We start from the raw sequence: 23,871 nt of genomic DNA, 5'->3' as shown, positions 1-23,871 counted from the left end.
CGCCGGCTTCAGCCCGCGAGCAGGCGCGGCGGCAGGTAGGCGGAACTGACCCGGATGTTCCAGCCCCGGCGGCGGGCGTGGCAGGCCAGGGCCAGGATGTCGAGGTTGATCACGGCGTCGGAGTCGCCCGCGCGGTCGGCGACCCGGTAGTGGTCGCGGTGGGCTTCGAGGGCGTCGATGAGAGCGAGGTTGAAGCTCTCCTCGTCGCCCTCGACGAGCTGGGAGAGAAGAACGGCGGGCGGCGGGAAGAACCCCCAGGTCACGGCCTTCTCGCAATCCTCCAGGGCGCGGTCCATGGCGGGTTCGGGGTCCACGCCCCGCAGATAGTCGTGGAGCGCCCGGCGGTACGAGGCGAAGGCGGAGCCGTCGCCCTCCAGGCGGGCGGAGCCGCTGAGGACGAGCGCGGCGATGTCCTCGCGCCGGCCGCCGATCAGGGCGAAGTTCAGGGCGGTGTGCCAGGCGCCGGGCCCGGCCTGATCACCGTGGTAGGCGGGGTAGTTGAGCGTGCTGCCGCCGATCGTCACCTCGACGTCCGTACCGGGCTCGGCGAGCGTGGTACGGAACAGCGCCGCGCCCAGTTCCGCGGCGAGGCGCAGGTTGTGCAGCTGCTGGTCCGTGACGTCGGCGGTGAGCGAGGCGCGGGCCTTGAAGAGGAGGTCCTGGTAGCGCACGGCATCCGACAGGTCCCAGGCGGAGAGCGGCTTTCCGTCCTCCGACGTCAGGGCCTCCCTGGTGTACTGCTCGAACAGGGCCTCGCTCTCCGGGTGCATCTCGCGGGGGGCTTCGGGCCGTTCGACCACCACCGGCCCGGCGGCCAGCGCGGCGACCGCGTCCGGGCGCCGGACGCGCCCGTACGCCTGGACGCGTGGCCCCGCGGTCTCGAACCCGGTCACCAGCGCCCGCGGCAGATATCCGGTGTCGAGGGGCGGCTGCCAGCCCTCGCGGCGGTAGGCGAGCGCGGCCAGGGCCAGCGGAAGGAGCGGCAGCAGGGTGCGGGGCCTGGCGCCGGGGCCGGGGATGGCGCTGTGCGGGAGCAGCAGGTTGGCCAGCGCGGTGCGGAAGGAGTCCCGGTCGCCGGTGGTCAGGGCGCGCAGCGCGTGCAGCCCGATGGTCTGCGGCCGGTCGAGGAGGCCGCCCTCACCGGGCGCGGCGTCGAGGGCCTGTATCCGGGCCAGCGCGGCGTCCAGCGCGGCGAGCTTCTGTTCCCTGGACGGCGGGTAGTCCGCGTCGTCGTCCCCCGTGTCCCCGATGACATACGCCATGAAGCCGCGGATGAGCTCGACGGCGGGCCGCCCGGCCCCGTCCTTCTCGAACGGCTTGCGGGCGAAGTGGAACGCCTCGCCGTGCCAGGAGGCCTTGTCGGAGAGGACCGCCAGGCAGAAGGCGTCGAGCCACTCCCCCGGGGTCACGGACTCCGGATCCCCCTCCGCCCCGCGGTCGTAGTTGATCCCGAAGTTCGCGTAGTTGAGGAAGACCTGGAAGTCGTTGGTCGGGTAGTACGCGGCGTACGCCACGGCACCGGCGGCGGCCTCGGTGGCGTCGTCGAGGACGGCCTTGGCCTCCGGGGTGTCGAGGTCGGGCGTCTCGACGGAGAGCGCCCCCAGGTAGTCGAGGAACTCCTCCGAGATCAGCTGCCACTCGTAGGTGGCGATCGGGCCGGCCTTCGACATGGAGTGGACCGTCGAACCGATCCTGTTGGCGAAGTCGTCACGGGCCGCCGAAACCGCCGCCTCGCCCACCTGGTGCCGCTCTATCCGCACTGCTCCGCTCCCCGTTCACCAGTCTCGGCGCAGCAGCCTACGCGGGGGCGCTCGCGGCCTATGAGGCGGGCGCGTCCGGCGCCGCCATGGGCACCGGGAACGCGAACCGGGGCTCCGCGCCCGACAGCCACGCGCCGATCGCGAAGGCCGCCGCCGCCTCGATGTACACCGCGCGGGCGAGCCCGCCGCAGGGGATGGGGGCGCAGCCCATGGAGGTGATGAGTTCGGCGGTCCGGTCGAGGGCGGCGGGGTCGTCGCCGCAGAACGGGACGGCCAGCGGGGCGCCCTCGAACGCCGGACGGGGCAGGGTCCAGATGCTGTCGTGGCAGAGGTTGAACGCCTTGACCACATGGGCGCCGGGCGCGGCGTCCGCCATCCGCCGGGCGATGGAGGTCGTGCCGCCGGTGGACAGCGTCAGGCCGTCGTCGGTCGGGACCAGGGGGTTCGAGCAGTCGATCACCGTGCGGTCGGCGAGGGTGTCCGCGAGCCCCTTGACCAGCTCGGGCGCCACCTCCGCCGGGACCGCCGCCAGGACGGCCTCGCCGTGCGCCGCCGCGTCGGCGAGCGTGCCGTGCCCGGAGGCGCCGGTCCGCGCGGCGGTCGCCGCGGCCGCCGCGCGGTCGCGCCCGCCGATCAGGACGTCGTGTCCGGCGCGTACCCACGCCCCGCCCAGCGTCGTGGCCATCCCGCCCGTGCCCAGAATGCCGATGCGCATGAGTTCTCCCGTCGTGAGAAACCGTGGTGACGACGGGGACTTTAGGGAGGCCGACGCACACCGCCCGGTGTGTATCGCGTAGGGCCTACGCGCCGACGCTCTGGTCGTCGGCCGCGAACGAGACGACCCACGACAGCGCCGCGTTCCAGTTGATGGCGACCTCGTTGGTCGACCACGACTGGATGTCGTCGAGGTAGCAGAACTGCGGCGCGGGCCGCTGGGGCGGATCGACCGTGCGGTCGATCAGCACCCTGCTCGCCTTCGGATCCTCAAGGTTCACGTTCGCGCCGCCGGCGATCGCACCGGCCGGGGGTTCCGGCAGCGTCGGATCGAGCTCGTGGCTGTAGAGGCGGCTGTGCTGGTTGTGGGAGTTGTGCCGGCCGTATCCGGTCACATAGGACTCGTTGAGGGCGTTGCGGCCGAGGATGTAGTCCAGCCCTTCCAGTACGCCGTCGCGGTAGCGCTGGTCGCCGGTCAGGTCGAAGGCGGTCGCGATGACGGCGAGCTTGTCGAGCACCATGCTGTTGGAGCCCCAGACGAACTCGCTGTCCGCGAGCGGCACGCCGTATGCCTGGCCCTGCGCCGTCTGGAGGTACCGGTCGGCGGCGGCCACCACCGAGGCGCGGGCGGCGTTCCGGTCGGCGTCCGGCAGTTGGCTTTGCACGGTCGCCAGGTCGAGCCGGCCGAGCGCGGCGACCTGCTGCCAGCCGAACCCGGACGGCGGGAACGGATCACCGGTCGCATAGGGCGAGGCCCGCAGCGCGTCGAGGAACGGCTGCTCGCCGGTGGTGATGAACAGTTCGGCGGCCGCCCAGTAGAACTCGTCGGTGACATCCGTGTCGTCGTACGGGCCGCCCCCGGTCGCGTCGGCCTTGCTGGCGTAGAGGTTCTGGTGCGCCTGCGCGGCGGCCCAGGCGGTACGGGCGGCGGTCAGGCAGCGCTGGGCGAAGGCCTGGTCGAAGGGCGCGTACAGCCGGGCGCCCTGCGCGGCGGTCGCGGCCAGGTTGAGCGTCGCCGCCGTGGACGGCGGGTGCAGATGGCGTGGCTGCGGGTCCTGGTCCGGAGGCATCGGCAGCCCGGTCCAGTTGTCGTCGTGCACTTTGTGGTGGGCCATCCCCGCGAGGGGCGCCCCGGCGGGGACCTGCATGCGCAGCAGGAACTCAAGCTCCCAGCGCGCCTCGTCGAGGATGTCGGGTACGCCGTTGCCGCTCTCGGGAATGTGCAGGTCGCCGTCGCCCGGCGGCCCCAGGCGCCCCCGGGGCACGGTCAGCGTCCGCTCGTACAGGCTGAGGAGCTGGTAGGTGGCGATGCCGCCGTTGACGACGTACTTGCCCTCGTCCCCGGCGTCGTACCAGCCGCCGCTCACGTCCAGCTGATAGTCGCCGACACCCGGCTGGCAGGGCACGCTGGTGTCGCCCTGGTTGGGGGTGACGCCGATGTGTCCGGCCGGGCGCGCGTATCCGGGCGCCAGCGCGTCGGTGATGGGGATGCCGCTGCGCTGGACGTAGAAGAAGCGCAGGGCGTCGGAGTGCAACTGGTCATAGGCGGTGGCGGTGATGTCGAACGGGTAGCTGGTCTGCCCGTCGACGCCCAGCGTGTACCCGGTGCCGGACTGCGTCACCGCGCTGAAGTCCAGCGTGTGCGTCTGCTGCCCGGAGGAGGTGTCCGTCCCGGCCGGCGTCGTGGTGCCGGACGCGACGGTGGCCCCGGCGCTGTCGTTCACCTGCCAGGGAATCGGTGCGGGCGCGTCCGTCACGACGGTCGCGTGTTTCGGTCCGAACGGCAGATAGCCGACCTGGTTGACCCGCACCCTCGGGCCGGTGTCCGGCACATAGCGGGGCACCGGGTCGCCCCCTATGAGGGACACCCCGCCCACGCAGCACACCGACGGCGCGGGATCTCCGCCGAGCAGGAAGAGGACCTGGCCACGGTCGGTGTCGAGGGAGGACGTGAAGGTGAACGTGTACGGCTGTTCCGGACCGAGGGCGATGTCCTGCGAGAACGTGTTGGGGTAATTCGGGGCCTGGTCGAGCTGGACCCGGGCCGTCACCGCCGACGGCGGATTCGCCGAAGCGGTGCACGAGAAGGTGTACGACCTGCCCTGTTGCAGCCAGATGTCGCTCTGCCCCACGATGACGTCGGCCGGGAGCCGGGTGCCTCCCGGTACGTCGACGCACAGTTTCCCGCCCGCGACGGAAACGGGGGCCGCCTGCACGGTGAACCAGCCGCTGGTGCCTTCACTGAAATCCCCGTTGAAAACCTTTTCCCGTGGATCCTGTGCCATATTTCCAGCGTGCGCGGCATTCACCGCGTATGCCACTCAGGCAGCCCCCGAAGTCCGCGCGCTATTCCTTGACCGCCCCCGAGTTCGCCCCCTGTACGAAGTAGCGCTGGAAGCAGAAGAACAGCGCCGCCACCGGCAGCGTCGCCAGCAGGGCCGCCGCCAGCTTCAGCGGGTACTGCGTACCGCCGCCGAGGCCGCCGGAGATGAACCGCGCGAGCCCGGTCGTCAGCGTCTCGTACTGGCCGGACTGAGTGGACACCAGGAAGTGCGTGAACTCGTTCCACGAGCCCTGGAAGGACAGGATCGTCAGGGTGATCAGCGCGGGCCGGGCCATCGGCAGCACCACCGACCAGAACGTCCGGATCACCCCGGCGCCGTCCACCCGCGCGGCCTCCTCGACCTCCCGGGGGATCGACTCGAAGAACTGCTTCATGATGAAGATCCCGGCCGCGTCCACCATCAGCGGAAGGATCATGCCGGTGTAGGAGTCGAACAGCCCGAAGGTGTTCAGCACCAGGAACTTCGGGATCAGCAGCGCCACTCCGGGCACCGCCATCACCGCGAGGACAAAGCCGAACAGCAGCGAACGGCCCCGGAAGCGCAGCCGCGCCAGCGCGTACCCCGCCATCGAGTCGAACAGCACCCGCCCGGCGGTGACCACGACCGCGACGAAGGCCGAGTTGCCCAGCCAGCGCAGGAACGGCACCCCGTCCCCGGCCGCCTGGCTCAGCCCGAACAGCCGCTGGTAGGCGGCGGTCGTCGGGGTGGTGGGCACCAGCCCGAGGGGGTTCGCCGCCGCGTCCGGGTCCGTCTTGAACCCGGTCACCAGCTGGAGTACGAACGGCAGCAGATACAGCAGCCCGACCCCCACCACCAGCGAGTACCCCAGCACCCGCAGCGGCAGCGGGAACCGGCCGAGCACCGGGCGCGCCTGCGCCCGGGCGGCCGCGGACTTGGCGTTCATCGATTCCTCCCGGGGCGGGGGCCGCGCTCCCGCAGCGCCCAGCGCTGGAGGGCGGTGATGCACAGGATCAGCGCGAGCAGGATGAAGGCGATGGCCGCGCCCTGCCCGAAGTCGGAGCCGTCGAAGGCGGCCGAGTACGACAGGAAGGCCGGCGTCAGCGTGGTGTTGCCCGGGGCGCCCTGGCCCATCACATACACCTGGTCGAAGACCTGCCAGGTGGAGATCGTGCCCAGGGTGAGGACGAGGAAGAACACCGGCCGCAGCGCGGGCAGCGTGACATAGCGCAGCATCTGGCGGCGGTTCACGCCCTCGATGGCGGCCGCCTCCTCCAGCTCGCGCGGGATGTCCTGGAGGGCCGCGAGGAAGATCAGCATGAAGGTGCCGGAGGTCGTCCACACGGCGAGCAGGATGATCGTGCACATCGCGACGGACGGCCCGGACAGCCACTCGTACCAGGAAAGACCCATGAAGGAGTGGTCGGCCAGCACACCCGTGGCGTGCTCGGGGTCGACGATCCCCAGGGCGCCGAGCAGCAGCGAGAGCACCCCGCGCGAGTCGGAGAACCAGTTCGGGCCCTTCACCCCGATCCAGGACAGCAGCGTGTTGACCGCCCCGCTGCCCTGGAAGAGGAAGAGAAAGACGGTGGAGACCGCGATCGAGCTGGTGACCGACGGGAAGAAGAACGTGGTGCGCAGGGCGCCCCGCGCGCGCAGCAGCTTCTGGTTGACGATCAGCGCCAGCACCAGCGCCAGCCCCGTCTGGAGCGGCACGGTCAGCGCCACGTAGTAGACGTTGTTGCGCAGCGAGGTCGCGAACAGGGTGCGGTCGAGGCCGTCCTCGGTGAGCAGCGCCCGGTAGTTGTCCAGGCCGACGAACTTCGCCTGCCCGCTGAACGGGTTGGACTGACCGTTCCAGTCGAGCAGCGAGACCCACGCGGCCATCAGGATCGGCAGCACCAGGAACAGGCCGAGGATCAGCACCATGGGGCTGACGAACAGCCAGCCCCAGGCGCCTTCGCCGCGGCGGCGCCCCGCGGACGGGGTGTTTGGGGTGCGGGGCGCCGACGCGGGGCCGGACCCGCCGGGCGCGTCAGGCGCGCCCGGCGAACCGGCCGTACGGGGACCCCCGCCGCCGGCCGCGGGGGCCGGGCGGGGGCCGGTCGACGCGCCGCCGGAGGTGCGGCGCGCCGTGCGGGGGGTGGTGCGGAACGGCATGACGGCTCAGTTGCCCTTCGCGAGGGCCTGTTCGCCGTTGCGCTGGAGGTCGGCGAGGATCTTCTTCGGGTCGGTGGTGGGCAGCGACTGGAGTTCGGTGTTGAACTGGCTGAGCACCTTGTCGAATCCGGCGATGGTCACCGGGCCCTGCGCGTAGGCGTTGGCGTCGACCCAGGCCTTGGAGTCCGGCTCCTGCTTCGCGTACTCGGCGAGGGCGCTGGTGCGCGAGGGCATCACGCCGAAGCCCTCGGCGAACTTCAGCTGCTGCTCACCGGAGCTCAGGTACTTCACCAGGTCCACCGCGGCCGACCGGTGGGCGCTCTCGGCGGCCACGCCCCAGCAGTTGCTGAAGGCCAGCGTGCCCTTCCCGGCCGGGCCCGCGGGCAGCTCGACCACCTTGTACTTGACGTCCGGGTAGTCGAGCTTCATGGCGCCGGTCAGCCAGTTGCCCTCGATGGTCATGGCGGCCTTGCCCTTGCCGAGGGCCTCGCCGCCCCAGCTGGTGTCGACCTGCTTGGCGTACTTCATCGAGCCGGACTTCAGCAGGGACTTCACAAAGCCGAGCCCCTCGGCGTTCTTCGCGCCGTCGGCGGTCATCTTGGTCTGCCCGGCGTCGGTTATCCAGCCGCCCGCCTGCTTCATGAAGACGCCGAGCCGCTGGTACTCGTCGCTGGTGACCAGGCCGGTGACGCCGTCCCCGGTCAGCTTGCCCGCGACCTTCCGCAGCTCCTCCCAGGAGGTCGGGTAGTCCTTCTCGGTCAGCCCGGCCTTCTTCCACAGGTCGGTGTTGATGGCGAGGGCGAGGGTGGAGGTGTCCTTCGGCAGACACACCAGCTTGCCGTCGTAGGAGAAGGAGGCGCGCAGCTGCTCGGCGAAGTCGTCCTTGTCCTTGATCTTGTCGCCGTAGGCGTACAGGGAGCCGGCCTTGGCGTAGTTGGCGAACATGTCGGAGTTGACGTAGAAGACGTCCGGCGCCTTGTGCCCGGCGAAGCCCTGGGCCAGCTGCTGGTTCATGTCCTTGGCGGTCTCTACGGTGACCTTGTTGCCGGACTGCTTCTCGTACGCGGCCGCAGCGTCCTTGACTGCCTTGGTCTCGGCGTCACCCGAGGTGGCGATCAACACCTTGAGGTTCTGCTTGGCGCTGGTGTCCTGCTTCGTCTCCTTGTCGTCGCTGAAACTCGACGAACAGCCGGTGGCTGCCAGGAGTGCCGCGCAGGTGACGAGGGCGGCGGCGGCCGTGCGGGGGACCATGATTCCTCCGTGGATTCGGGATGGTACGGGCGGCTCTATGGGGGGTGGAGGAGAGGGTGAGGTTTGGGGGCGCGACGCGTCAGAGCGCCGCGGTGTCGGGGCCCGGCGCGTCGGGACTTGTCGTGTCGGGGCCCGGCTCCTCCGGACCCGGCGCCTCCGGGCCGGGCCTGGAGGCGCTGTCGCGGACGACGAGGGACGGCTCCAGCAGGACGCGCTCCGGCGGCCCGGCCGGGGCGGCTATCCGCGCCAGCAGCAGCCGTACGCACTCCCGCCCGACCGCCTCCAGCGGCTGGGCGACCGTGGCCAGGGAGGGCGAGAGGATCCCGGCGGTCGGCGAGTCGTCGAAGCCGACCACCGCGACATCCCGGCCCGGGACGGCGCCCCGGTCACGCAGCGCGTGGTAGCAGCCGAGCGCCAGGACGTCGCTGGCCGCGACCACGGCCGTGGCACCCGCGTCCAGTAAGGGCTTCACGGCGATCCTGGCCGCCTCGATGTCCCCCAGGCTCTGCGCGCGCAGACCGCGCGTCGGCAGCCCGTGCCAGCGCATGGCCCGCCGCCAGCCGTCGGCACGGTCGTCACCGACGCCGGAGCCGCGCGGCCAGCCCAGGAAGGCGATCCTGCGGTGCCCGAGGGCGATCAGGTGCTGCACGGCGGCGTCCGTGCCCGAGGCGCCGTCGACGTCGACCCAGTCGCCGATCTGCCGCCCCGACCACATCCGGCCGAAGCCGACGAACGGCACGCCCCGCTTGGCGAGCCACGCCTGGCGCGGGTCCTGGCGGCCGGTGTCGCTGAGCACGAAGCCGTCGACGTCGTACTGGTCGAGCAGCTCCTCGTACCCCGCCAGGCTCGGGCCGCCGGGCGCGCTGGCGAACAGCAGCATCCGGTAGCCGGCCTCGTCGGCGGCCTCGGACAGGGCGTGCAGAAAACGGTCCATGACCGGGGCCGTGACCCCGGGCGGGGTGGGCTGGATGCCGTAGCCGATGAGCTTGCTGGAGCGCGTGCGCAGCGTCTGCGCGGCGCGGCTCGGGCGGTAGCCCATCTCGTCGATCGCCTGGCGGACCCGCTCCAGGGTCTCGGCGCGCAGCAGGTCCGGCGAGTTGATCGCGTTGGACACCGTCTGCGTCGAGACTCCGGCCCTGCGGGCGACCATGGCAAGGGTCACCGGGCCGCCCTTCGACGAGGGACTGCTGGTGGAGCGGGGCATACGGCCTCCGACGTACGAGGTCCTGGGGTCCTAGCAGATTCTCACAAGCTTGATTTGAGCGTTCCAAAGGCATTGTCAGTCCTCTGAAGAGGTCGTTACTGTCTTTGGAACGATCAAACGTTGAGAGGTTCTACTCTTTTGGACACCACTGTCAAGGCCCAGGACACCAACAGCTCGGTCACGGCCCCCACCTCCGTGGCCCAGGACCTACAGCCGTTCCTGCACGACGCGGTTGTCACGCTGTACGCGCCGAGCTTTGCGATCTCGCGTGCGGACGGGCAGCTCGACGGGGGTGCGGACGGCTTCTACCACGGCGACAGCAGGGCGCTGTCCCGGCTGACCGTCACCACCGGGTCCATCCCGCTGGCCCCGGTCGTCGGCGGGCTCAGGGGGGCCGACCGGGCGGACTTCCGGGCGATCCTGCGGGGGCTCGGCGAGGTGACGCCCGACCCGGCGGTCGCCCTGGAGCGCCGCCGGACCCTCGCGTCCGGCCGGCTGGAGGAGAACTTCGAGGTCAGCAACGCGGGCACCCAGCGGGTCGGCTTCCGGCTGACGATCACGGCCGCCACCGACCTCGCCCTGATGGAGCGGGTGAAGTCGGGCCACACCGTGGACGAGGTACCGGCGCAGGCCGAAGGCGCCGCAGGTCTCGCCTGGTCCCGCGACGAGTTCGCCGTACGCCTGGTCAGCGAGCCCGCGCCGGACGCGCTGGACGCGTCCGAGGGCCGGCTGTCGTACGACGTCGAACTGGACCCCGGCACCTCGTGGACGGTGACCCTGCGCTGCACGGCGGGGTACGCGGACGGCGACCAGTTCCCCGCGGGCCCCGCGGACTCCGTGCCGTGGCGCACCCCGACCCTGCGCAGCGCGGACCGCCGCTTCGACCAGTGGCTGGACCAGTCGGTCGCCGACGCGGACCGGCTGCGCCTGGTGGACCCGCAGTCCGACGAAGGGCTCAGGGTCGGGGTGGGCGGCGTGGATCAGTTCCTGGCCGCGGGCGCCCCCTGGTTCCTGACCCTCTTCGGCCGCGACTCGCTCTGGGCCGCCCGCATGCTGCTCCCGCTCGGCACCGACCTCGCGGCCGGCACCCTGCGCACCCTCGCCCGCCGCCAGGGCGGGGTGGTCGACCCGACCACGGAGGAGCAGCCGGGCAAGATCCTGCACGAAGTGCGGCGCGGCACCCAGAACTTCGCGGAGACGTTCTCCCTCCCGCCGGTCTACTACGGCACGGTGGACGCCACGCCCCTGTGGCTCACCCTGCTCCACGACGCCTGGCGCTGGGGCATGGCCCCGGAGCAGGTGGAACAGCTGCTGCCGCACGCCGAGTCGGCGCTCGGGTGGCTGCGCGAGCAGGCGGAGGCGGGCGGCGACGGCTTCCTCAAGTACGTCGACCGGACCGGGCGCGGCCTGGCCAACCAGGGCTGGAAGGACTCCGGCGACTCCATCCGCCACCGCGACGGCCGCCTCGCCGACGCGCCGATCGCGCTGTGCGAGGTGCAGGCGTACGCGCACGAGGCCGCGCGGGGCGGAGCGGCGCTGCTGCGCGAGTTCGGGCGGCCGGGCGCGGACGGTTGGGAGGAGTGGGCCGACGGGCTCGCCACCCGCTTCCGGAACCGCTTCTGGGTGGAGGACGAGCGGGGCCCGTACCCGGCGGTCGCGCTGGACCGCGACGGCCGGCCGGTGGACTCCGTCACCTCGGGCTTCGGCCACCTCCTCGGCACGGGCCTGCTGAACCGGGAGGAGAGCGCGGCGCTGGCGGCCCGGCTGACCGGCCCCGACCTCGACTCGGGCCACGGCCTGCGCACGCTGAGCAGCGACTCGGTGGGCTTCAACCCGTTCGGCTACCACATCGGTTCGATCTGGCCGCACGACACCGCGATCGCCGTGCACGGCCTGGTCAAGGCCGGGTTCCCGGACGCGGCCGCGCCGCTGGCGGCGGGCCTGCTGACGGCGTCGGCGGGGTTCGCGGCCCGGCTGCCCGAGCTGTTCGCGGGCCACGGCGCCGAGGCGGGCCCGCACCCCGCCCCGTACCCGGCGTCCTGCCGCCCCCAGGCGTGGGCGGCCGCCTCCGCGGTCTCGGTGCTCGGCGCGTCCCTGGGCCTGGACGCGGACGTCCCCGGCGGCACGGTCACCGTCGCCCCCACCTTCGCCCGGACGTACGCCCCGCTGACGGTGACGGGGCTCCAGGTCGGCGGGGACCAGCTGGACGTCGCGGTGGCGGCGGACGGGACGGTGAGCGTGGCGGCACCGGAGGGACTGACGGTGGTCATGGCCTGACGCGGCACTCGAGGGCCGACGGATCCGATGCACACCGCACGGTGTGCATCGGATCGGGCAGGATGCGGACATGGAGCAGCCGACCTGCCCGCGAGCCGCCGCGCGCGAAAACACCAGGGCCGTATCGGACGCGTACACCGCGGACTGCCACGCCCGCCTCGCGTTCGAGGTGCTCGCGAACCGCTGGGACAGCGTCGTGGTCTACACCCTCGGCGCGGGCGGCCCGATGCGGCCCCGGGCGCTGATCGCGAGCATCGGCGGGATCAGCGCCAAGGTCCTCAACGACGCGCTGCGGCGCCTGGAGTACAACGGCCTCGTCGAGCGCCGTACGTACGCGGAGGCGCCGCCGCGCGTCGACTACGCGCTCACCGAGGCCGGCACCGCCCTGCTCGTTCCCATGCGCGCGATGGGCGCGTGGGCGAAGCGCCACACGGACGACGTGCTGGCCGCGCAGGAGCGGTTCGAGAACCCGGGCGCCCGGGCAGGGAATCGCCGGTACCGTCGCCAGGCATGACGAATCAGCTGTCGCCGAGCGCGGTCCACGAGCTCCTCTACGAGCTGTGCGTCGACCTCGGTTTCTGCCTTCCGCCGCACGAGCAGCGCCGGCTGCGCGAGGCGCCGCCCGCCGACGCGGACGAGTTCACCGATGCCGTCTTCAGAGCGGAGGGGCTGGACCCGAACGGCGAAGACGGGTGGCTACGGCCCAGGGTCCGAGACGTCGTCGAACGGCACATGCGCGGCGAGTGACCCTGATCACCCGCGAGCCCTTAAGCTGCCCGGGGAGGACTGAGCTCCAAACAGAACATACGGGGGACGGGGACCGAGGTGGACGGAACTATTCCACTGCCGCATGACGTCAAGGACTCCACGCAGTTCGTGGCGGAGATGCGCCGGTTGAGGCAATGGTCGGATCTGAGTTATCGCGAGTTGGAACGCCGGGCCGGTGCGGTGGGGGACGTACTCCCGCGCGCCACGCTCGCCGGGGCGCTGAACAGACAGGAGCTGCCCCGGGAGGAGTTGGTGGCGGCCTTTGTCCGCGCCTGCGGCGGCGACAAGGCCGCCGTCGAGGCGTGGGTGGGGGCCCGCAAGCGCCTGGCCGTCGAGCTCGGACAGGAACAGGAACAGGAGCAGGGGCAGGACTCCTCCGAGCCGGTGGAGCCGGAGGGCGAAGACGCCCCCGAGAGCCCGGCGGTGCCGGCCACCGAGCCGGTGGCCGAGACCCCGGACCCGGATCCGGACCAGGTACCAAAAGAGCCCAAGCGGCCGAAGAGGAAGAGACTGAAGGCGGCCGGGCGTCGGGTTCGGCGGCCGGGCGTGGTCATCACGGCCACCGCGGCGATCGTGATCCTGACGGCCGCGGCCACGGCGATTCTGCACCCCGGCGACAAACCCGATAAGCCGCGTGAGAGCAGCCGGACGGAGGCACCGGCGGCCACCACCCCGTCCAGCACGAAGAGCCGTCCCGCGGACGACGCCACCACCGACGCCGCCGACGCCGAACCCGTCAGCGACGAACCCTCGCGCGGCGCGACGCGGGAGACCTCGTCACCGACCCCGTCCCAGCAGACGACGACGCCCAAGAAGACGAAGCCCACGCGGAGTTCGCCGACGCCGGAGTGGACGTACGACCCGCCGGCGGTCCCCGACGATCCGCCGCCCTCGACGGACACCCCGCCGCCGTCCGGTGGTGGCGACCCCTTCCCGGAGGAGACCTGCTGGGACGTCACCGAAGAGTGCTGAGGGGCGCTCAGTCCCGCAGCCGCACCTCGACCCGGCGCTCCCTCAAGACCTCGAGTACCAGGTCGAAATAGCTGTACGGCTCCCCCTTCCAGTCGAGGACCCGCCCGAGGCTCTGCCGCGCGATCCGTGCGTCGTGCCAGATCAGCGTGCACGGTGTGGTCACCCCGAAGCCTCCGCAGAGGCAGTCGGCCAGCGCGTCGGCGTTGCCGCCGAAGTAGCCGCCGGGGCCGCGCATGGCCTCGCCGAGCGCGAGACAGAGACCGGGCTCATCCGTGACGTACCGCCCGTCCAGCTCGTACACGCGCCCCGGCGGCGCGGCCGGGACGGACCGGCGGGTCCCCCGCTCGCGCACACAGTCGAGCCAGATCTCGCGGTCGCGGGTCCCGTACCCGGCCCATAGGTTCGGGGCCGTCGGCGGACCGTCGTACCACCGCTGCCAGAAGGGGCGGGCCCGCGGGGGCGGCGGGTCCCAGAGGCCGTCGGTGAGGCGGATGTCGAGGAGGCCGGGGCCGAGGGACGACGGCTTCCAGTCGGCGATCTCGGCGGTCACATACAGGTCCGTGGACTCCGCGCCGTTCCGGTCGAGGACCAGCAGCAGGGCCTCCCCCAGCCCCAGCCGGCGGCGGGTCCCGGCCGCGAGGGCCGACTGGAGCCGGTCGCCGGGTGCACAGCCGAGGAGGTGCAGCGAAGTGTCCGGCGACTCGTCGTCGGGCGCGACGACGTCGGAGAAGTCCGCGCAGGTGCCGAGGTGTTCACGGCCGTTGTGCAGCAGCAGGCCCGCCGCGAGGTACGGATCGTCGGGCGGGTCCGGGTAGCCGTCGGCGCCCTCGATGAACACGTCGATCAGGGAGGGGTCGCCGGGGTGCGGGCGATGGCCGGTGACCCGTACGTCCTCCAGCCGCCAGGCGTCGAGCCGCTCCGAGTCCTCGGGGCACCGGTCGTCGCCGATCGGCCGCAGCCAAAGGTGGCCCAGCTCGTACGGCGCAGTGCCGCGCTCACGCAGGATGTCGCGCAGCGGGCCCGCGGGGGCGCAGCCCAGGAGCTGGTAGGGGTGGAGGGGCGGCGCGACGAACAGGCCCGAGACATCGGCGCAGACGCCCCAGACACTCGCGTCGTCGGAGTCGGCCAGGGCGAACGCGGGGGCGCCGGCCCGGCCGGACCCCTCCGGCCAGCGGTGGACGCGCGGCCCGTGCGCCGCCGCGCTCAGCGACCGGCTCCGCTCGCGAGTTCGTCGGCGTAGTGCGTCAGCGAGCGGCTGTACATCGGCAGGTGGCGGGACAGCGCGGACAGCGCGAGGGCCACCGCCTCCCGCTCCCGCCCGGCGTCGACCAGCGCGAGTGCGAGAAACGCGGCCACGGCGTCGTCGAGTTCATCGGACCCCGCGTCCCGCTCCGCGGTGAGCAGCGCGATGCCCTCCTCGGGCCGGCCGAGGTTGCGCACCGTGCTGGCCAGCTGGATCACCGCCTGGCGGCGGCGCGGGCCGGCCAGACCGGCGTCCAGGGCCGCGCGGTACAGCGGGGCGGCGTCCTCCTCGCGGTCGGTGGCGTCGTACGCGGAGGCCAGCTCGAAGGACGCGACGGGGTCGCCGTCGGGGAGTTCGGCCGTCAGCGCCGTCATGGCCGCCAGGAAGTCGGCGGAGGCGTGGTCGTCGAAGGCGGTCCACAGGTCCGCGACGCGCTCTTCCCAGTCAGTTGCCACCGTGCTCATCGGCGCAGCATCTCAGCCCGGGACCGCCGGTGTCACCCGCTGAAGACCGCGGTCACCGGGGCGTGGTCGCTCCACCGCTGGTCATAGCTCGCCGCGCGCTCCACGTACGCCTTCGCAGCCCGCTCGGCCAGCCCCTTCGTGGCGACCAGCAGGTCGATGCGCCACCCCGCGTCGTTGTCGAACGCCTTCCCCCGGTACGACCACCACGAGTACGGCCCCTCGACGTCCGGGTGCAGCTTGCGCATCACGTCCACGTACGCCGCCTCGTCGTACACCCGGCTCAGCCACGCGCGCTCCTCGGGGAGGAACCCGGCCTTCTTGCGGTTGGCCTTCCAGTTCTTGAGGTCGGCCTCCCGGTGCGCGATGTTCCAGTCGCCGCACACCAGCACCTCGCGCCCGCCGGCCGCGGCCCGCTCCCGCAGCTCCTTCAGATACGGCAGGAACTCCCCCATGAAGCGCTCCTTCTCCTCCTGCCGCTCCGTGCCGACCTCCCCCGACGGCAGATAGAGGCTGGCGACCGTGACCCCGGGCAGGTCGACCTCCAGATAGCGGCCGCTGTCGTCGAACTCCGCGGAGCCGAATCCGACCCGTACGCCCTCCGGCTCGCGCCGGGTGTAGACGGCGACCCCGGCCCGGCCCTTGGCCGCCGCCGAGGCGTGCACGGTGTGCCAGCCGTCGGGCTCGCGGACCGGCGCGGTCAGCTCACCGGGCTCGGCGCGCACCTCCTGAAGGCACACCACGTCGGCGGCGGTTCCCTCGAGCCAGGGCAGAAAGCCCTTCTTGGCCGCAGCGCGCAGCCCGTTTACATTCACGGAGGTCACGGTGAGCATTCCGGCACGATACGCCAGAAAAAACCGAGTACCCCAACGATCCCGCATGAATGTACGATCCTTCGCATGGATATTCGCCCCATCCCCTATGACCACCCGGACGCCGTCAAGCTCAACGACGAGGTGCAGGCCGAATACGTCGAGCGCTACGGCGAGGGCGACCTGACCACCATGGACCCGGCCCACTTCGAGCCGCCCCACGGCCTGTACCTCCTCGCGTACAACGCCCAGGGCCGCCCGGTGGCCAGCGGCGGCTGGCGCAGCCAGAAGCAGAGCGAGACGGGCTACTCGGACGGGGATGCCGAGATCAAGCGGATGTTCGTGATCCGGGACGCCCGGGGGCAGGGCCTGGCCCGCCGGATCCTGGCCGCCCTGGAGGACAGCGCCCGCGCGGCGGGGCGGGTCCGGATGGTCCTGGAGACGGGCACCGAGCAGCCGGAGGCCATCGCGCTGTACACCTCCTCCGGCTACGCACCGGTCCCCAAGTTCGGCCTGTACCGCTTCGAGGAGTCCAGCCGCTGCTACGCCAAGCCGCTGACGTAGGCCACGGCCCGACACGCGGCTCCGCGGCAGGGTCCGGGCCCCGGCGGGGACGAGGGGCGGGCCCCCTGGGCCCGAGACAGCCCCGGCTGTGGGGCCCGCGGCCGCCGGGCCTGGGGCGGAGCCCCGGGTGCGGGGCCTGGGGCGGAGCCCCCCACGCGGCGGAGCCGCATATGGACAGGGGCCGGGAAGGGGCGGGGAGGGGCAGTGTCCGATATGCGGCTCCGCCGCGTGGGCCCGCCGCGGGACTAGAACGCATCCGCGACCGCAGAAGCGATCTCCTTGCGCACCTGGTCCGCCGGATACCTGGCCACCGGGCGCCCGTACGGCGCCAGGGCCCGGTCGGCCGCCCCGGGCGACGGCTCCCGCACATCCGCGAACAGCACCGTCGTACCCGGCGGCACCTCGGCGGCCAGCATCTCCAGGACCGCGCCCACCCCCGTAGACCTCTCCGCCGCACCCGTACCCTCCCGCGCATCCCGCGCCGCACCGATGAAGCCGCCCTCACCAAAGCCGATCATGATCCCCAGCGGCCCGCCCAGAAGCCCCACGAGCCCGCCCATCAGGCCGTCGACGGTGAAGCAGCGGGCCCCGGCGCCGTCCACGCAGTCCGGCAGATCGATCGTCCCGTCCATGGCCCGCGCGATCACCGCGCCTTCGCACAGCGACAGCGCGCCCTCGTCGTCGGCGCGGAGCAGCGCGTCAAGCGCCCGAGGGCCCGCCTCCGGCCCGGCGAGGTCCATGAACAGAACACTCTCACCCATACCCCTACTCTTGCCGCAGCCGGCCCCCCGCGCACCCCGTAGCCCCCATGCGCTCACGCTCACGCTCAGCCGCCAGCCGCGAACTTCCGGCTGATCGCGTCGAACACACCCTTGGCCTCGCTGCCCAGACGCGGCCCCGCGAGCCAGGTGTGCGCGTTGGAGCCGATGGAGCTGTTGGACACCAGCACGGTCTTGCCGCCACGGTTCACAAACCACCCGCCGCCGGAGGAACCGCCGGTCATCGTGCACCCGATCCGGTACATGGTCGGCGCGGAGGGCGAGAACGACAGCCGGCCGGGCCGGTCCAGGCAGTTGAACATCAGCGCCCCGTCGTACGGCGACGCGGCCGGGTAGCCGTAAGCGCTGATCGAGCTGACCCGGTCCGCCGACGGCGCCCCGAACCAGACCGGCACCGAGGCCCCCACGGTCTCCTCCAGCGACTTGCCGCCACCGTTCTCCGGCTTCACATGCAACACCGCGAAGTCGTACGCCGAGCCGACGTTGCCGGTGTGGGCGCCCTCGTCGATCCACTGCGAGGAGGTCTGCGACCAGTCCGCCCACCACACGCCGTACGGGGCGACCTCCCGGCTCGCGGCGGTCTGGGTCCGGTCGGCCGGCAGCCCGTTGTCGTTGTACGACGGCACGAAGACGATGTTCCGCATCCAGCCGCCCTTCTTGCCGGAGTGCACACAGTGGCCCGCCGTCCACACCAGGTTGGACTTGCCCGGGTGGGCCGGGTCGTCGACGACCGTGCCCGAGCACACCATCGGCCCCTCGGGGCTGTCGAAGAAGACCTTGCCCACCGGCGCCATGTTCAGGTGGTACGGCCGCGAGACCTGCTTGGCGCGGGTCGCGGGCGGCTCGGGGTCGGTGGCCGGCCGGCCCTCACCGGCGCTCTGCGTGCTGACGGTGTTCGGCGCGTCCTTGGCCTTGGCCATCCTGGACGGCTGCCAGAAGCCCTTGATGACGGGGTTGGCGAAGTCGGAGGCCTTGCGGGCCCAGTTGTCCCAGTCCCTCCAGGCGCCGTCCTTCCACTTCTTCAGGTCGTCAAGGCTGGTCGGCACCCCGTCCGGAATCCTCAGCCCGTCCTTGGCCTTGGCCTTGTCCCCGGCGGTGGCCGAAGCGCTCGGCTCGGACCCGGCGTTGTCGTCGCTCGGCCCGCAGGCCGTGGCGGAGACCGCGAGCAGCGCGGCCAGGGCCGCGGCGGCCACGGCGGAGCGGCGTATCGATGGCATGGAGCTTGCCCCCTGAGTGGTGCTGTGTGGTGCTGTGTGCTGCTGCGCCGTGTGGCACTTCCCCACGCGTAGCGCGCGCCCCTTCCGGAACAGGCACCCACTATGCCCGCGCCCCCGTCCACAGCCCCCTGCCCGGCCCACAGCCCGCACACAACACGAACCGCGTCAGCACGAATCCATGACATCGCCGGGCTGCGCTGCCGACATTGACGGAGTGAGTACTCACTCCGTACGGTGGAAGGCATGGCGGAACCACCGGCCCGGCGGCGTGCGCCGGGCATGAGCACCGAACAGCGCCGGGCGATGATCGTCGCGGCGGCGCTGCCACTGGTCGCCGAGTACGGCGCCGCGGTGACCACGGCGCAGATCGCGCGCGCCGCCGGCATCGGCGAGGCGACGATCTTCCGCGCCTTCAAGGACAAGGAGGAGGTGCTGGGCGCGTGCACGGCCGAGGCCATGGACCCGAGTCATGTGCTGCGCGAGCTGGCCTCGATCTCCCTCGACCAGCCGCTCGCCGACCGGCTCACCGAGGCGGCCGAGGCGATGCGGGCCCACCTGGCGCGGATGGGCGCGGTGGCCGGGGCCCTGCATGCCTCGGGCCACCGCCGCGAACGCTCCCCCGCCGCCCGGACCTCCGACTCGCGGGAGACATCGATGCGGGCGACCCGCGACGCCCTGACCGAACTCGTCGAGCCCGACCGGGCGGCCCTCCGCCTGCCCCCCGAAAGAGTCGCCTCGATCTTCCTCGGCATGCTCTTCACCCAGCTGCACTTCGGCGCCGAGGGCGCCGACGCCGATCCGGTCGAGTTCGTCGACGTCCTCCTGCACGGCACCCTCAACCAACCAGGGAGCGGCACATGACCATCACGCTGAACCACACCATCGTCCCCGCCGTGGACCACCGCGAGGCGGCCCGGTTCTTCGCCTCCGTGATGGGCCTGGAGGAGCTTCCGCCCGCGGGCCGCAACGGCCACTTCGCCCCCGTGCGGGTGAACGACACGCTCACCCTTGACTTCATGACGGTGGCCGACCCCGAAGGGCACCATCTGGCCTTCGACGTGGACCCGGCCACCTTCGACGCGATCCTGTCCCGGATCCGCGCCGCGGACATCTCCTACGGCAGCGACCCCACCGAGCCCGACAACGGCCGGATCGACCACCCCCTGTGCCCCCGGGGCCTGTTCTTCCAGGACACGGCGGGGAATCTGTACGAGGTGATGTCCCCGGCGTGACGGACCTCGACGGACTCAGGCCACCAGCTCGTCCAGATACAGCGCGGCCAGGCGCGGCAGCGGCCGCCGCCCGCCCGCGCGGATTCGATGAGGCTCCGGAAACGATCCGTGTCCATGTGGTCGACTGTGCCACGTGGGTCCGACAACAACAGGAGGACGCGAGATGAAGGTCGGCTCGGCACGTGCCGCCGCGGCCGGGTGGGTGGAGAGGTACGCCCGCCCCGAACCCGGCTTCCGCGGGGCGTACTTCAGCGGCTCGACGGTCGGCCTGCCCGACGACGCCGAGCTGCCGCCGACCTCCGACGTCGACGTCGTGGTCGTGACCGCCGAGGACAACCCGCCCGCCAAGCCCGGCAAACTCCGCCACCACGGCGCCCTGCTGGAGATCAGCTATCTGCCCTGGGCGGGGCTCGCCTCGCCCGACGCCGTGCTCGCCTCGTACCACCTGGCCGGCAGCTTCCGTACCGACACGGTCATCGACGACCCCACCGGCGGACTGCGCGCCCTGCACGCCCGCGTCTCGCGCGACTTCGCCGCCCGGCCCTGGGTGCGCCGCAGATGCGAGGACGCCCGCCACAGGATCGAGAGCGGGCTGGCGGCGATCGACGCCTCGGCGCCGTTCCACCAGCAGGTCACGTCCTGGCTGTTCCCCACCGGCGTGACCACCCACGTACTGCTCGCCGCCGCCCTGCGCAACCCCACCGTACGGCTGCGCTATCTGGCCGCCCGCGATGTCCTCGCCGACCACGGCCATCTCGGCCTCTACCCCGAACTCCTCTCCCTCCTCGGCTGCGCCGACCTGCCCGCCGAGCGCGTCCGGCACCATCTGGACGCGCTCGCCGCGACGTTCGACGCCACCGCCGCCGTGGCGAGGACCCCGTTCTTCTTCTCCAGCGACATCACCCCGGCAGCGCGGCCCATCGCGATCGACGGCAGTCGGGACCTCATCGACCGCGGCCGCCACCACGAGGCGGTCTTCTGGATCATCGCGACCTTCGCCCGCTGTCACACCATCCTGGCCGCCGACGCCCCCGAGACCCACCGGGCGCTCACCCCGCCCTTCCGCGCCGCCGTCGCCGACCTCGGCATCACCGGGCCCGCCGACCTCCGCCTCCGCGCCGAGGAGGTCACCCGGTTCCTCCCCCGCCTCTGGCAGACCGCCGAGGCGATCATCCGCGCAACGGCGCGCTGATCTCCCAATCCGTGTCGAGCCGCTCGACCAGGGCCCGGGCCAGGGACGGCGCGTAGCGCTCGGCCCACTGTCCGGCGAGCCCCAGAAACCCGCGCAGCTTGCCCCGTACGTCCTCCAGCAACCCGTCCAGCTCGGCGACGGCCAGCTCGACGGGCCGCCCGTCACGCCCCTCACACCCGTCACGCCCGTCACGCCCATCCGGCCAGATCCGTACGACCGGCCCCAGGTGCTCCACCCGCGGGGACGGGTCATGGCCCAGCCACGGCTCCGCCCCGTCCGCCAGGTCCAGCCACTCGCGCCAGGTCTCCAGACCGCAGCAGCACCCGGAGCGTACGAGGGCGCCGCTGACCGTGTCCCCGACGCACAGCCCGCCCGGGGCGATGGTGCACTCGGCCTCGACCGTCCGCCGCACCAGCTCGAGGCCGTCGGCCGCGAGGGGGTCGCCGGGGTCGAGGTCGTGGTTGTAGCCGGCCCAGACCGCCATCGCCGTGCCGACCTCCAGCGGCGACAGCCCGCCGGAGAGGAGCAGCACGCCGTCGGCCGACGGGGCGGCCACGGGCCACAGGGCGAAGTCGCGGGCCTGGTACGTCTCCAGGGCGGCGTCCATGACGATCACAACGGGGTCCGTCGGCTCGGTCGGCTCAGTCGGAGTTGCACCACAGCAGCACGCCCGGCCCGTCCGGCGTGGTCACGGGGATCCACGCCTCGTCGGCCTCGGCGAGCCGGTCCTCGTCAAGGCGCAGCTGATGCGGCTCCTCGTTGTCACCGTCGCAGACCCAGAAAGGCACGCCCTCGACGATCTCCCGCAGCTTGGCCGACTCGTCGGCCGTCCACGGATGATTCCGGGTACCGGCCCCCCGGAAGTGCCCCTCGAACAGCTCGCACAGCCCGTCGAGCGCATCGGGCCCGAACAACGGCACCAGATATCCCTCGACCTTCCCCTGCCGACAGGCCGTCCCCCCGTACTGCTGCTGGTAAAACACCCCGGTGGCCGCCTGGACCACCACATAGAGCCATTCCTCCGACGACCCGTCGGGGTCGAGGAAGACAAATCGCTGACCGGCCATGCCCGCAGTCTGCGGCCTCGCGCCCGCCGCCTCAACAGGATTTCGACGCCGCCCGCTTCAGCGCGCGGACCCGGCGGACCCGGCGGACACGGCGGACAGCAGGACGCGGCGGCGTTCCAGGTCCACCTCGACGATCTGCACTGTGAGCTCATCGCCCTCGCCCACCACCTGCTGCGGTTCGGGGAGCGGCACGAGCCCCTCGATGCCGTCGGCGACCCGGACGAAGAGGCCGAACGGGACCAGTTTGGTGACCGGTCCTGTGACCACCTGCCCGACCGTGTCCGCGAACGCCACCATCGGGTCCTCCCGCAGCGCCCGCAATGACAGCGACGCCTGTCCGCGGTCGAGGTCCGCGTGAAGGACTTCGAGGGAGAGCCGCTCTCCCACCCGGACGATGTCGGAGGGGTGTTCGTAGCGCGTCCAGGCCAGTTCGGGGATCCGGATGAATCCGGTGCACCGGCCGTCCGGCTCGCCGTCGATGCGCACGAACACACCGAAGGTGTGGATGCTCTCCACCGCACCGGTCACGATCCCGCCCGGCCGAAGCCCGCCGAGGAAGTCCCGTATCGCCCCGCTCGCCACGGGGCAAGCATCTCAGCTCTCAGTGTCAGTGGCCCGGTGCATCATCGATCGCATGGCACGCACCGGCTCGATCGGCTCCTCCCCACCCCCGTGGGGCGTCCAGTACACGCTGTGTCTGCCCACCGAGGACGCGGCGCGGCGGGCCGCGGCGGAGCTGGCCGCGGCCGGGCACCGGCTGGCCGCGATACGGGCCCATGGCCACGCGCCGGACCCCGCGCTGACCGGCTGGTGGCAGGTGTTCTCGCTCGCGGTCCACACCGGTCATGACCGCTTGGCGCTGGAGCCGTTCCTCAGACACGAGCGCATACGGATGGCCGGGCTCGCCCGGTCCCACGGCGGATTCCACCAGGGCTGCGCCGAGGGTCACGCCTCCACCCTCCAGGCGATCTTCACCCGGGACGGCCTGGTGCACGAGCGCGCCTCGGCCGAGGTCGCCCCGCCCGCCCCGCTGCCCACCGACCCGGCCCCGCCGCCCGGCTGGGGGCCGCGGTGGCCCGGCCCGGCGTCCCCCCTGCCCATCCGGCCCGAGGACGTCGTCCGGGCGGTGGTGGCCGTGGCGGAGCGGATGTACGGCGGCGCGGACGACGCGCCCGACGCCGTCGGGTGGCTGCTGGAGGAGGACTTCGCGTTCAGGGAGCCGTACGAGTCGACGGGCGAGTTCCTGGGCGACCTGGCCGATGCCGTGGCCCACCAGGGCGACTGCACCGACGACACCGTCGAGGCCGTCCCCTTCCTGGCCGAGTTGGCGCGCGACGGCGGCGTTCCGCCCGCGGTCCGGGTGACCGTGCTCGGCGACCTCCTCCGGCTCGCCGCGACCGGCGCCTCGCTCGCGGTCCTCGCGGCCGACCGCGTCGCCGCGCTCGGCGACGTCTGGCAGGAGCGCGCCGACGTACACATGACGCGGCGGGCGATCGGCCGCGCGCTGCCGCGCCTCCTGGCCCGCTGGGACGAGGAGGGCGACGCGGCCCGGTTCGTACTCGCCGCGCTGGCCGCCGCGGCCTCGGACGGCGCCGCGGCCGGGCTCGTCCCCCGTCTGAAGGATCTCCCCGCCCCGGCCGGCTCACCCCGCGCCGACACCGTCGCCCTGATCGCCGCGCTCCTGGCCGACGACGAGCCCGGTCTCGCCACCGCCCTGCGCCGGCTGACCTCCTGGCGCCCCGCCATCGCGGAGCGGACGGCCACGCCCCACGCCGCTCCCCGGCAGCTGGCCCTCGCCGTCCTCCCGGACCTGGTCATGGAGGACGCCGGTCCGGCCGACCGGCCGGGGCCGCTCGCCGCCCCTCCTACGCCGAGGCTCTGACCTGCACCGACGT

At 72.6% G+C, this 23,871-nt stretch carries 23 protein-coding genes and 1 pseudogene; 9 read left to right on the top strand and 15 right to left on the bottom strand.

The window, feature by feature from the left end:
- Positions 1 to 8: 8 nt before the first annotated feature.
- From ACH4S9_RS09040 to ACH4S9_RS09010, 7 genes and pseudogenes are all read right to left on the bottom strand, one after another.
- The gene (locus ACH4S9_RS09040; RefSeq protein ID WP_398370823.1) at positions 9 to 1,760 is read right to left on the bottom strand and encodes an immunity 49 family protein; all 1,752 of its coding nucleotides are present in this window, start codon (positions 1,758 to 1,760) and stop codon (positions 9 to 11) included.
- Between the two features lie 499 nt (positions 1,761 to 2,259).
- Positions 2,260 to 2,445, bottom strand: a pseudogene (locus tag ACH4S9_RS09035) (NAD(P)-binding domain-containing protein); the annotation flags it as partial.
- Positions 2,446 to 2,560: 115 nt separating this feature from the next.
- Complete coding sequence (locus ACH4S9_RS09030; RefSeq protein WP_398370821.1) at positions 2,561 to 4,759, bottom strand: glycoside hydrolase family 9 protein; 2,199 nt, start codon at positions 4,757 to 4,759, stop codon at positions 2,561 to 2,563.
- A 61-nt stretch (positions 4,760 to 4,820) separates the two neighbouring features.
- The gene (locus ACH4S9_RS09025; RefSeq protein WP_311726402.1) at positions 4,821 to 5,723 is read right to left on the bottom strand and encodes a carbohydrate ABC transporter permease; all 903 of its coding nucleotides are present in this window, start codon (positions 5,721 to 5,723) and stop codon (positions 4,821 to 4,823) included.
- The gene (locus tag ACH4S9_RS09020) at positions 5,720 to 6,706 is read right to left on the bottom strand and encodes a carbohydrate ABC transporter permease (protein ID WP_394816797.1); all 987 of its coding nucleotides are present in this window, start codon (positions 6,704 to 6,706) and stop codon (positions 5,720 to 5,722) included. The genes ACH4S9_RS09025 and ACH4S9_RS09020 overlap by 4 nt, the downstream gene beginning before the upstream one ends.
- Positions 6,707 to 6,943: 237 nt before the next feature.
- Entirely contained in the window at positions 6,944 to 8,188 is a 1,245-nt protein-coding gene (locus tag ACH4S9_RS09015; RefSeq protein ID WP_311726404.1) for an extracellular solute-binding protein, read from the bottom strand.
- Between the two features lie 79 nt (positions 8,189 to 8,267).
- Positions 8,268 to 9,392, bottom strand: coding sequence for a LacI family DNA-binding transcriptional regulator (locus ACH4S9_RS09010; protein ID WP_311726405.1), 1,125 nt, complete (start codon positions 9,390 to 9,392; stop codon positions 8,268 to 8,270).
- A gap of 138 nt (positions 9,393 to 9,530) precedes the next feature.
- Here ACH4S9_RS09010 and ACH4S9_RS09005 point away from each other — a divergent pair, with 138 nt between their 5' ends.
- The 4 genes from ACH4S9_RS09005 (at position 9,531) to ACH4S9_RS08990 (ending at position 13,409) form a co-directional block, all read left to right on the top strand.
- Positions 9,531 to 11,669, top strand: a complete 2,139-nt coding sequence (locus tag ACH4S9_RS09005) for a glycogen debranching N-terminal domain-containing protein (protein WP_398370818.1) — start codon at positions 9,531 to 9,533, stop codon at positions 11,667 to 11,669.
- A gap of 70 nt (positions 11,670 to 11,739) precedes the next feature.
- Complete coding sequence (locus ACH4S9_RS09000) at positions 11,740 to 12,183, top strand: winged helix-turn-helix transcriptional regulator (RefSeq protein WP_398370816.1); 444 nt, start codon at positions 11,740 to 11,742, stop codon at positions 12,181 to 12,183.
- Complete coding sequence (locus ACH4S9_RS08995) at positions 12,180 to 12,416, top strand: hypothetical protein (protein ID WP_398370814.1); 237 nt, start codon at positions 12,180 to 12,182, stop codon at positions 12,414 to 12,416. Before ACH4S9_RS09000 ends, ACH4S9_RS08995 begins: the two co-directional genes overlap by 4 nt.
- Before the next feature lie 78 nt (positions 12,417 to 12,494).
- A complete protein-coding gene (locus ACH4S9_RS08990; protein ID WP_398370812.1) occupies positions 12,495 to 13,409 on the top strand; it encodes a helix-turn-helix domain-containing protein in 915 nt (304 codons plus the stop codon).
- 7 nt (positions 13,410 to 13,416) lie between these two features.
- Here ACH4S9_RS08990 and ACH4S9_RS08985 read toward each other — a convergent pair whose 3' ends face one another.
- From ACH4S9_RS08985 to ACH4S9_RS08975, 3 genes are all read right to left on the bottom strand, one after another.
- The gene (locus ACH4S9_RS08985) at positions 13,417 to 14,247 is read right to left on the bottom strand and encodes a barstar family protein (RefSeq protein ID WP_358843284.1); all 831 of its coding nucleotides are present in this window, start codon (positions 14,245 to 14,247) and stop codon (positions 13,417 to 13,419) included.
- Positions 14,248 to 14,612: 365 nt separating this feature from the next.
- Positions 14,613 to 15,116, bottom strand: coding sequence for a tetratricopeptide repeat protein (locus tag ACH4S9_RS08980; protein ID WP_398370809.1), 504 nt, complete (start codon positions 15,114 to 15,116; stop codon positions 14,613 to 14,615).
- Positions 15,117 to 15,148: 32 nt separating this feature from the next.
- On the bottom strand, positions 15,149 to 15,946 hold the full coding sequence (locus tag ACH4S9_RS08975; RefSeq protein ID WP_311726412.1) for an exodeoxyribonuclease III: 798 nt from the start codon (positions 15,944 to 15,946) through the stop codon (positions 15,149 to 15,151).
- 66 nt (positions 15,947 to 16,012) lie between these two features.
- Here ACH4S9_RS08975 and ACH4S9_RS08970 point away from each other — a divergent pair, with 66 nt between their 5' ends.
- Entirely contained in the window at positions 16,013 to 16,489 is a 477-nt protein-coding gene (locus tag ACH4S9_RS08970) for a GNAT family N-acetyltransferase (RefSeq protein WP_398370807.1), read from the top strand.
- Between the two features lie 245 nt (positions 16,490 to 16,734).
- Here the strand turns inward: ACH4S9_RS08970 and ACH4S9_RS08965 are convergent, their stop codons facing one another.
- Positions 16,735 to 17,250, bottom strand: coding sequence for a DUF1269 domain-containing protein (locus tag ACH4S9_RS08965; RefSeq protein ID WP_311726414.1), 516 nt, complete (start codon positions 17,248 to 17,250; stop codon positions 16,735 to 16,737).
- Positions 17,251 to 17,315: 65 nt separating this feature from the next.
- Entirely contained in the window at positions 17,316 to 18,485 is a 1,170-nt protein-coding gene (locus tag ACH4S9_RS08960) for a hypothetical protein (RefSeq protein ID WP_311726415.1), read from the bottom strand.
- Positions 18,486 to 18,728: 243 nt separating this feature from the next.
- Between ACH4S9_RS08960 and ACH4S9_RS08955 the strand changes: the two genes are divergently transcribed.
- The 3 genes from ACH4S9_RS08955 to ACH4S9_RS08945 all read left to right on the top strand — a co-directional run bounded on the left by ACH4S9_RS08955 (position 18,729) and on the right by ACH4S9_RS08945 (position 20,909).
- On the top strand, positions 18,729 to 19,346 hold the full coding sequence (locus tag ACH4S9_RS08955; RefSeq protein WP_398370804.1) for a TetR/AcrR family transcriptional regulator: 618 nt from the start codon (positions 18,729 to 18,731) through the stop codon (positions 19,344 to 19,346).
- Positions 19,343 to 19,717: a VOC family protein gene (locus ACH4S9_RS08950; protein WP_311726416.1), complete on the top strand. Its 375-nt coding sequence runs from the start codon at positions 19,343 to 19,345 to the stop codon at positions 19,715 to 19,717. The genes ACH4S9_RS08955 and ACH4S9_RS08950 overlap by 4 nt, the downstream gene beginning before the upstream one ends.
- A gap of 163 nt (positions 19,718 to 19,880) precedes the next feature.
- The gene (locus ACH4S9_RS08945) at positions 19,881 to 20,909 is read left to right on the top strand and encodes a hypothetical protein (RefSeq protein WP_385342623.1); all 1,029 of its coding nucleotides are present in this window, start codon (positions 19,881 to 19,883) and stop codon (positions 20,907 to 20,909) included.
- On the opposite strand, the gene ACH4S9_RS08940 is transcribed toward ACH4S9_RS08945, so the two are convergent.
- The 3 genes from ACH4S9_RS08940 to ACH4S9_RS08930 are packed head-to-tail and all read right to left on the bottom strand — an operon-like array spanning position 20,887 to position 22,558.
- Positions 20,887 to 21,516 carry a hypothetical protein gene (locus ACH4S9_RS08940; RefSeq protein WP_398371796.1) on the bottom strand — a complete coding sequence of 210 codons (630 nt, stop codon included), beginning with the start codon at positions 21,514 to 21,516 and terminating at the stop codon, positions 20,887 to 20,889. The two genes, ACH4S9_RS08945 and ACH4S9_RS08940, sit on opposite strands and share 23 nt — an antisense overlap.
- Positions 21,517 to 21,550: 34 nt before the next feature.
- On the bottom strand, positions 21,551 to 21,976 hold the full coding sequence (locus tag ACH4S9_RS08935) for a DUF6210 family protein (protein WP_311726418.1): 426 nt from the start codon (positions 21,974 to 21,976) through the stop codon (positions 21,551 to 21,553).
- Positions 21,977 to 22,033: 57 nt separating this feature from the next.
- Entirely contained in the window at positions 22,034 to 22,558 is a 525-nt protein-coding gene (locus tag ACH4S9_RS08930; RefSeq protein WP_385342620.1) for a S1 RNA-binding domain-containing protein, read from the bottom strand.
- Between the two features lie 52 nt (positions 22,559 to 22,610).
- Here ACH4S9_RS08930 and ACH4S9_RS08925 point away from each other — a divergent pair, with 52 nt between their 5' ends.
- On the top strand, positions 22,611 to 23,858 hold the full coding sequence (locus ACH4S9_RS08925) for a hypothetical protein (RefSeq protein WP_398370801.1): 1,248 nt from the start codon (positions 22,611 to 22,613) through the stop codon (positions 23,856 to 23,858).
- Positions 23,859 to 23,871 lie beyond the last annotated feature (13 nt).

Origin of the sequence: Streptomyces sp. NPDC021225, assembly GCF_044332865.1 — a bacterium.
Taxonomy (GTDB): Bacteria; Actinomycetota; Actinomycetes; order Streptomycetales; family Streptomycetaceae; genus Streptomyces.
This window is presented reverse-complemented; position numbering and strand designations above follow the sequence as displayed.

Coding starts and splice junctions, on each gene's coding strand:
- ACH4S9_RS09030 (WP_398370821.1), bottom strand. CDS start 4,759: ATGGCACAGGATCCACGGGAAAAGGTTTTCAACGGGGATTTCAGTGAA.
- ACH4S9_RS09025 (WP_311726402.1), bottom strand. CDS start 5,723: ATGAACGCCAAGTCCGCGGCCGCCCGGGCGCAGGCGCGCCCGGTGCTC.
- ACH4S9_RS09020 (WP_394816797.1), bottom strand. CDS start 6,706: ATGGTGCTGATCCTCGGCCTGTTCCTGGTGCTGCCGATCCTGATGGCC.
- ACH4S9_RS09015 (WP_311726404.1), bottom strand. CDS start 8,188: ATGGTCCCCCGCACGGCCGCCGCCGCCCTCGTCACCTGCGCGGCACTC.
- ACH4S9_RS09010 (WP_311726405.1), bottom strand. CDS start 9,392: ATGCCCCGCTCCACCAGCAGTCCCTCGTCGAAGGGCGGCCCGGTGACC.
- ACH4S9_RS09000 (WP_398370816.1), top strand. CDS start 11,740: ATGGAGCAGCCGACCTGCCCGCGAGCCGCCGCGCGCGAAAACACCAGG.
- ACH4S9_RS08995 (WP_398370814.1), top strand. CDS start 12,180: ATGACGAATCAGCTGTCGCCGAGCGCGGTCCACGAGCTCCTCTACGAG.
- ACH4S9_RS08980 (WP_398370809.1), bottom strand. CDS start 15,116: ATGAGCACGGTGGCAACTGACTGGGAAGAGCGCGTCGCGGACCTGTGG.
- ACH4S9_RS08975 (WP_311726412.1), bottom strand. CDS start 15,946: ATGCTCACCGTGACCTCCGTGAATGTAAACGGGCTGCGCGCTGCGGCC.
- ACH4S9_RS08970 (WP_398370807.1), top strand. CDS start 16,013: ATGGATATTCGCCCCATCCCCTATGACCACCCGGACGCCGTCAAGCTC.
- ACH4S9_RS08965 (WP_311726414.1), bottom strand. CDS start 17,250: ATGGGTGAGAGTGTTCTGTTCATGGACCTCGCCGGGCCGGAGGCGGGC.
- ACH4S9_RS08960 (WP_311726415.1), bottom strand. CDS start 18,485: ATGCCATCGATACGCCGCTCCGCCGTGGCCGCCGCGGCCCTGGCCGCG.
- ACH4S9_RS08955 (WP_398370804.1), top strand. CDS start 18,729: ATGGCGGAACCACCGGCCCGGCGGCGTGCGCCGGGCATGAGCACCGAA.
- ACH4S9_RS08950 (WP_311726416.1), top strand. CDS start 19,343: ATGACCATCACGCTGAACCACACCATCGTCCCCGCCGTGGACCACCGC.
- ACH4S9_RS08945 (WP_385342623.1), top strand. CDS start 19,881: ATGAAGGTCGGCTCGGCACGTGCCGCCGCGGCCGGGTGGGTGGAGAGG.
- ACH4S9_RS08940 (WP_398371796.1), bottom strand. CDS start 21,516: ATGGACGCCGCCCTGGAGACGTACCAGGCCCGCGACTTCGCCCTGTGG.
- ACH4S9_RS08935 (WP_311726418.1), bottom strand. CDS start 21,976: ATGGCCGGTCAGCGATTTGTCTTCCTCGACCCCGACGGGTCGTCGGAG.
- ACH4S9_RS08925 (WP_398370801.1), top strand. CDS start 22,611: ATGGCACGCACCGGCTCGATCGGCTCCTCCCCACCCCCGTGGGGCGTC.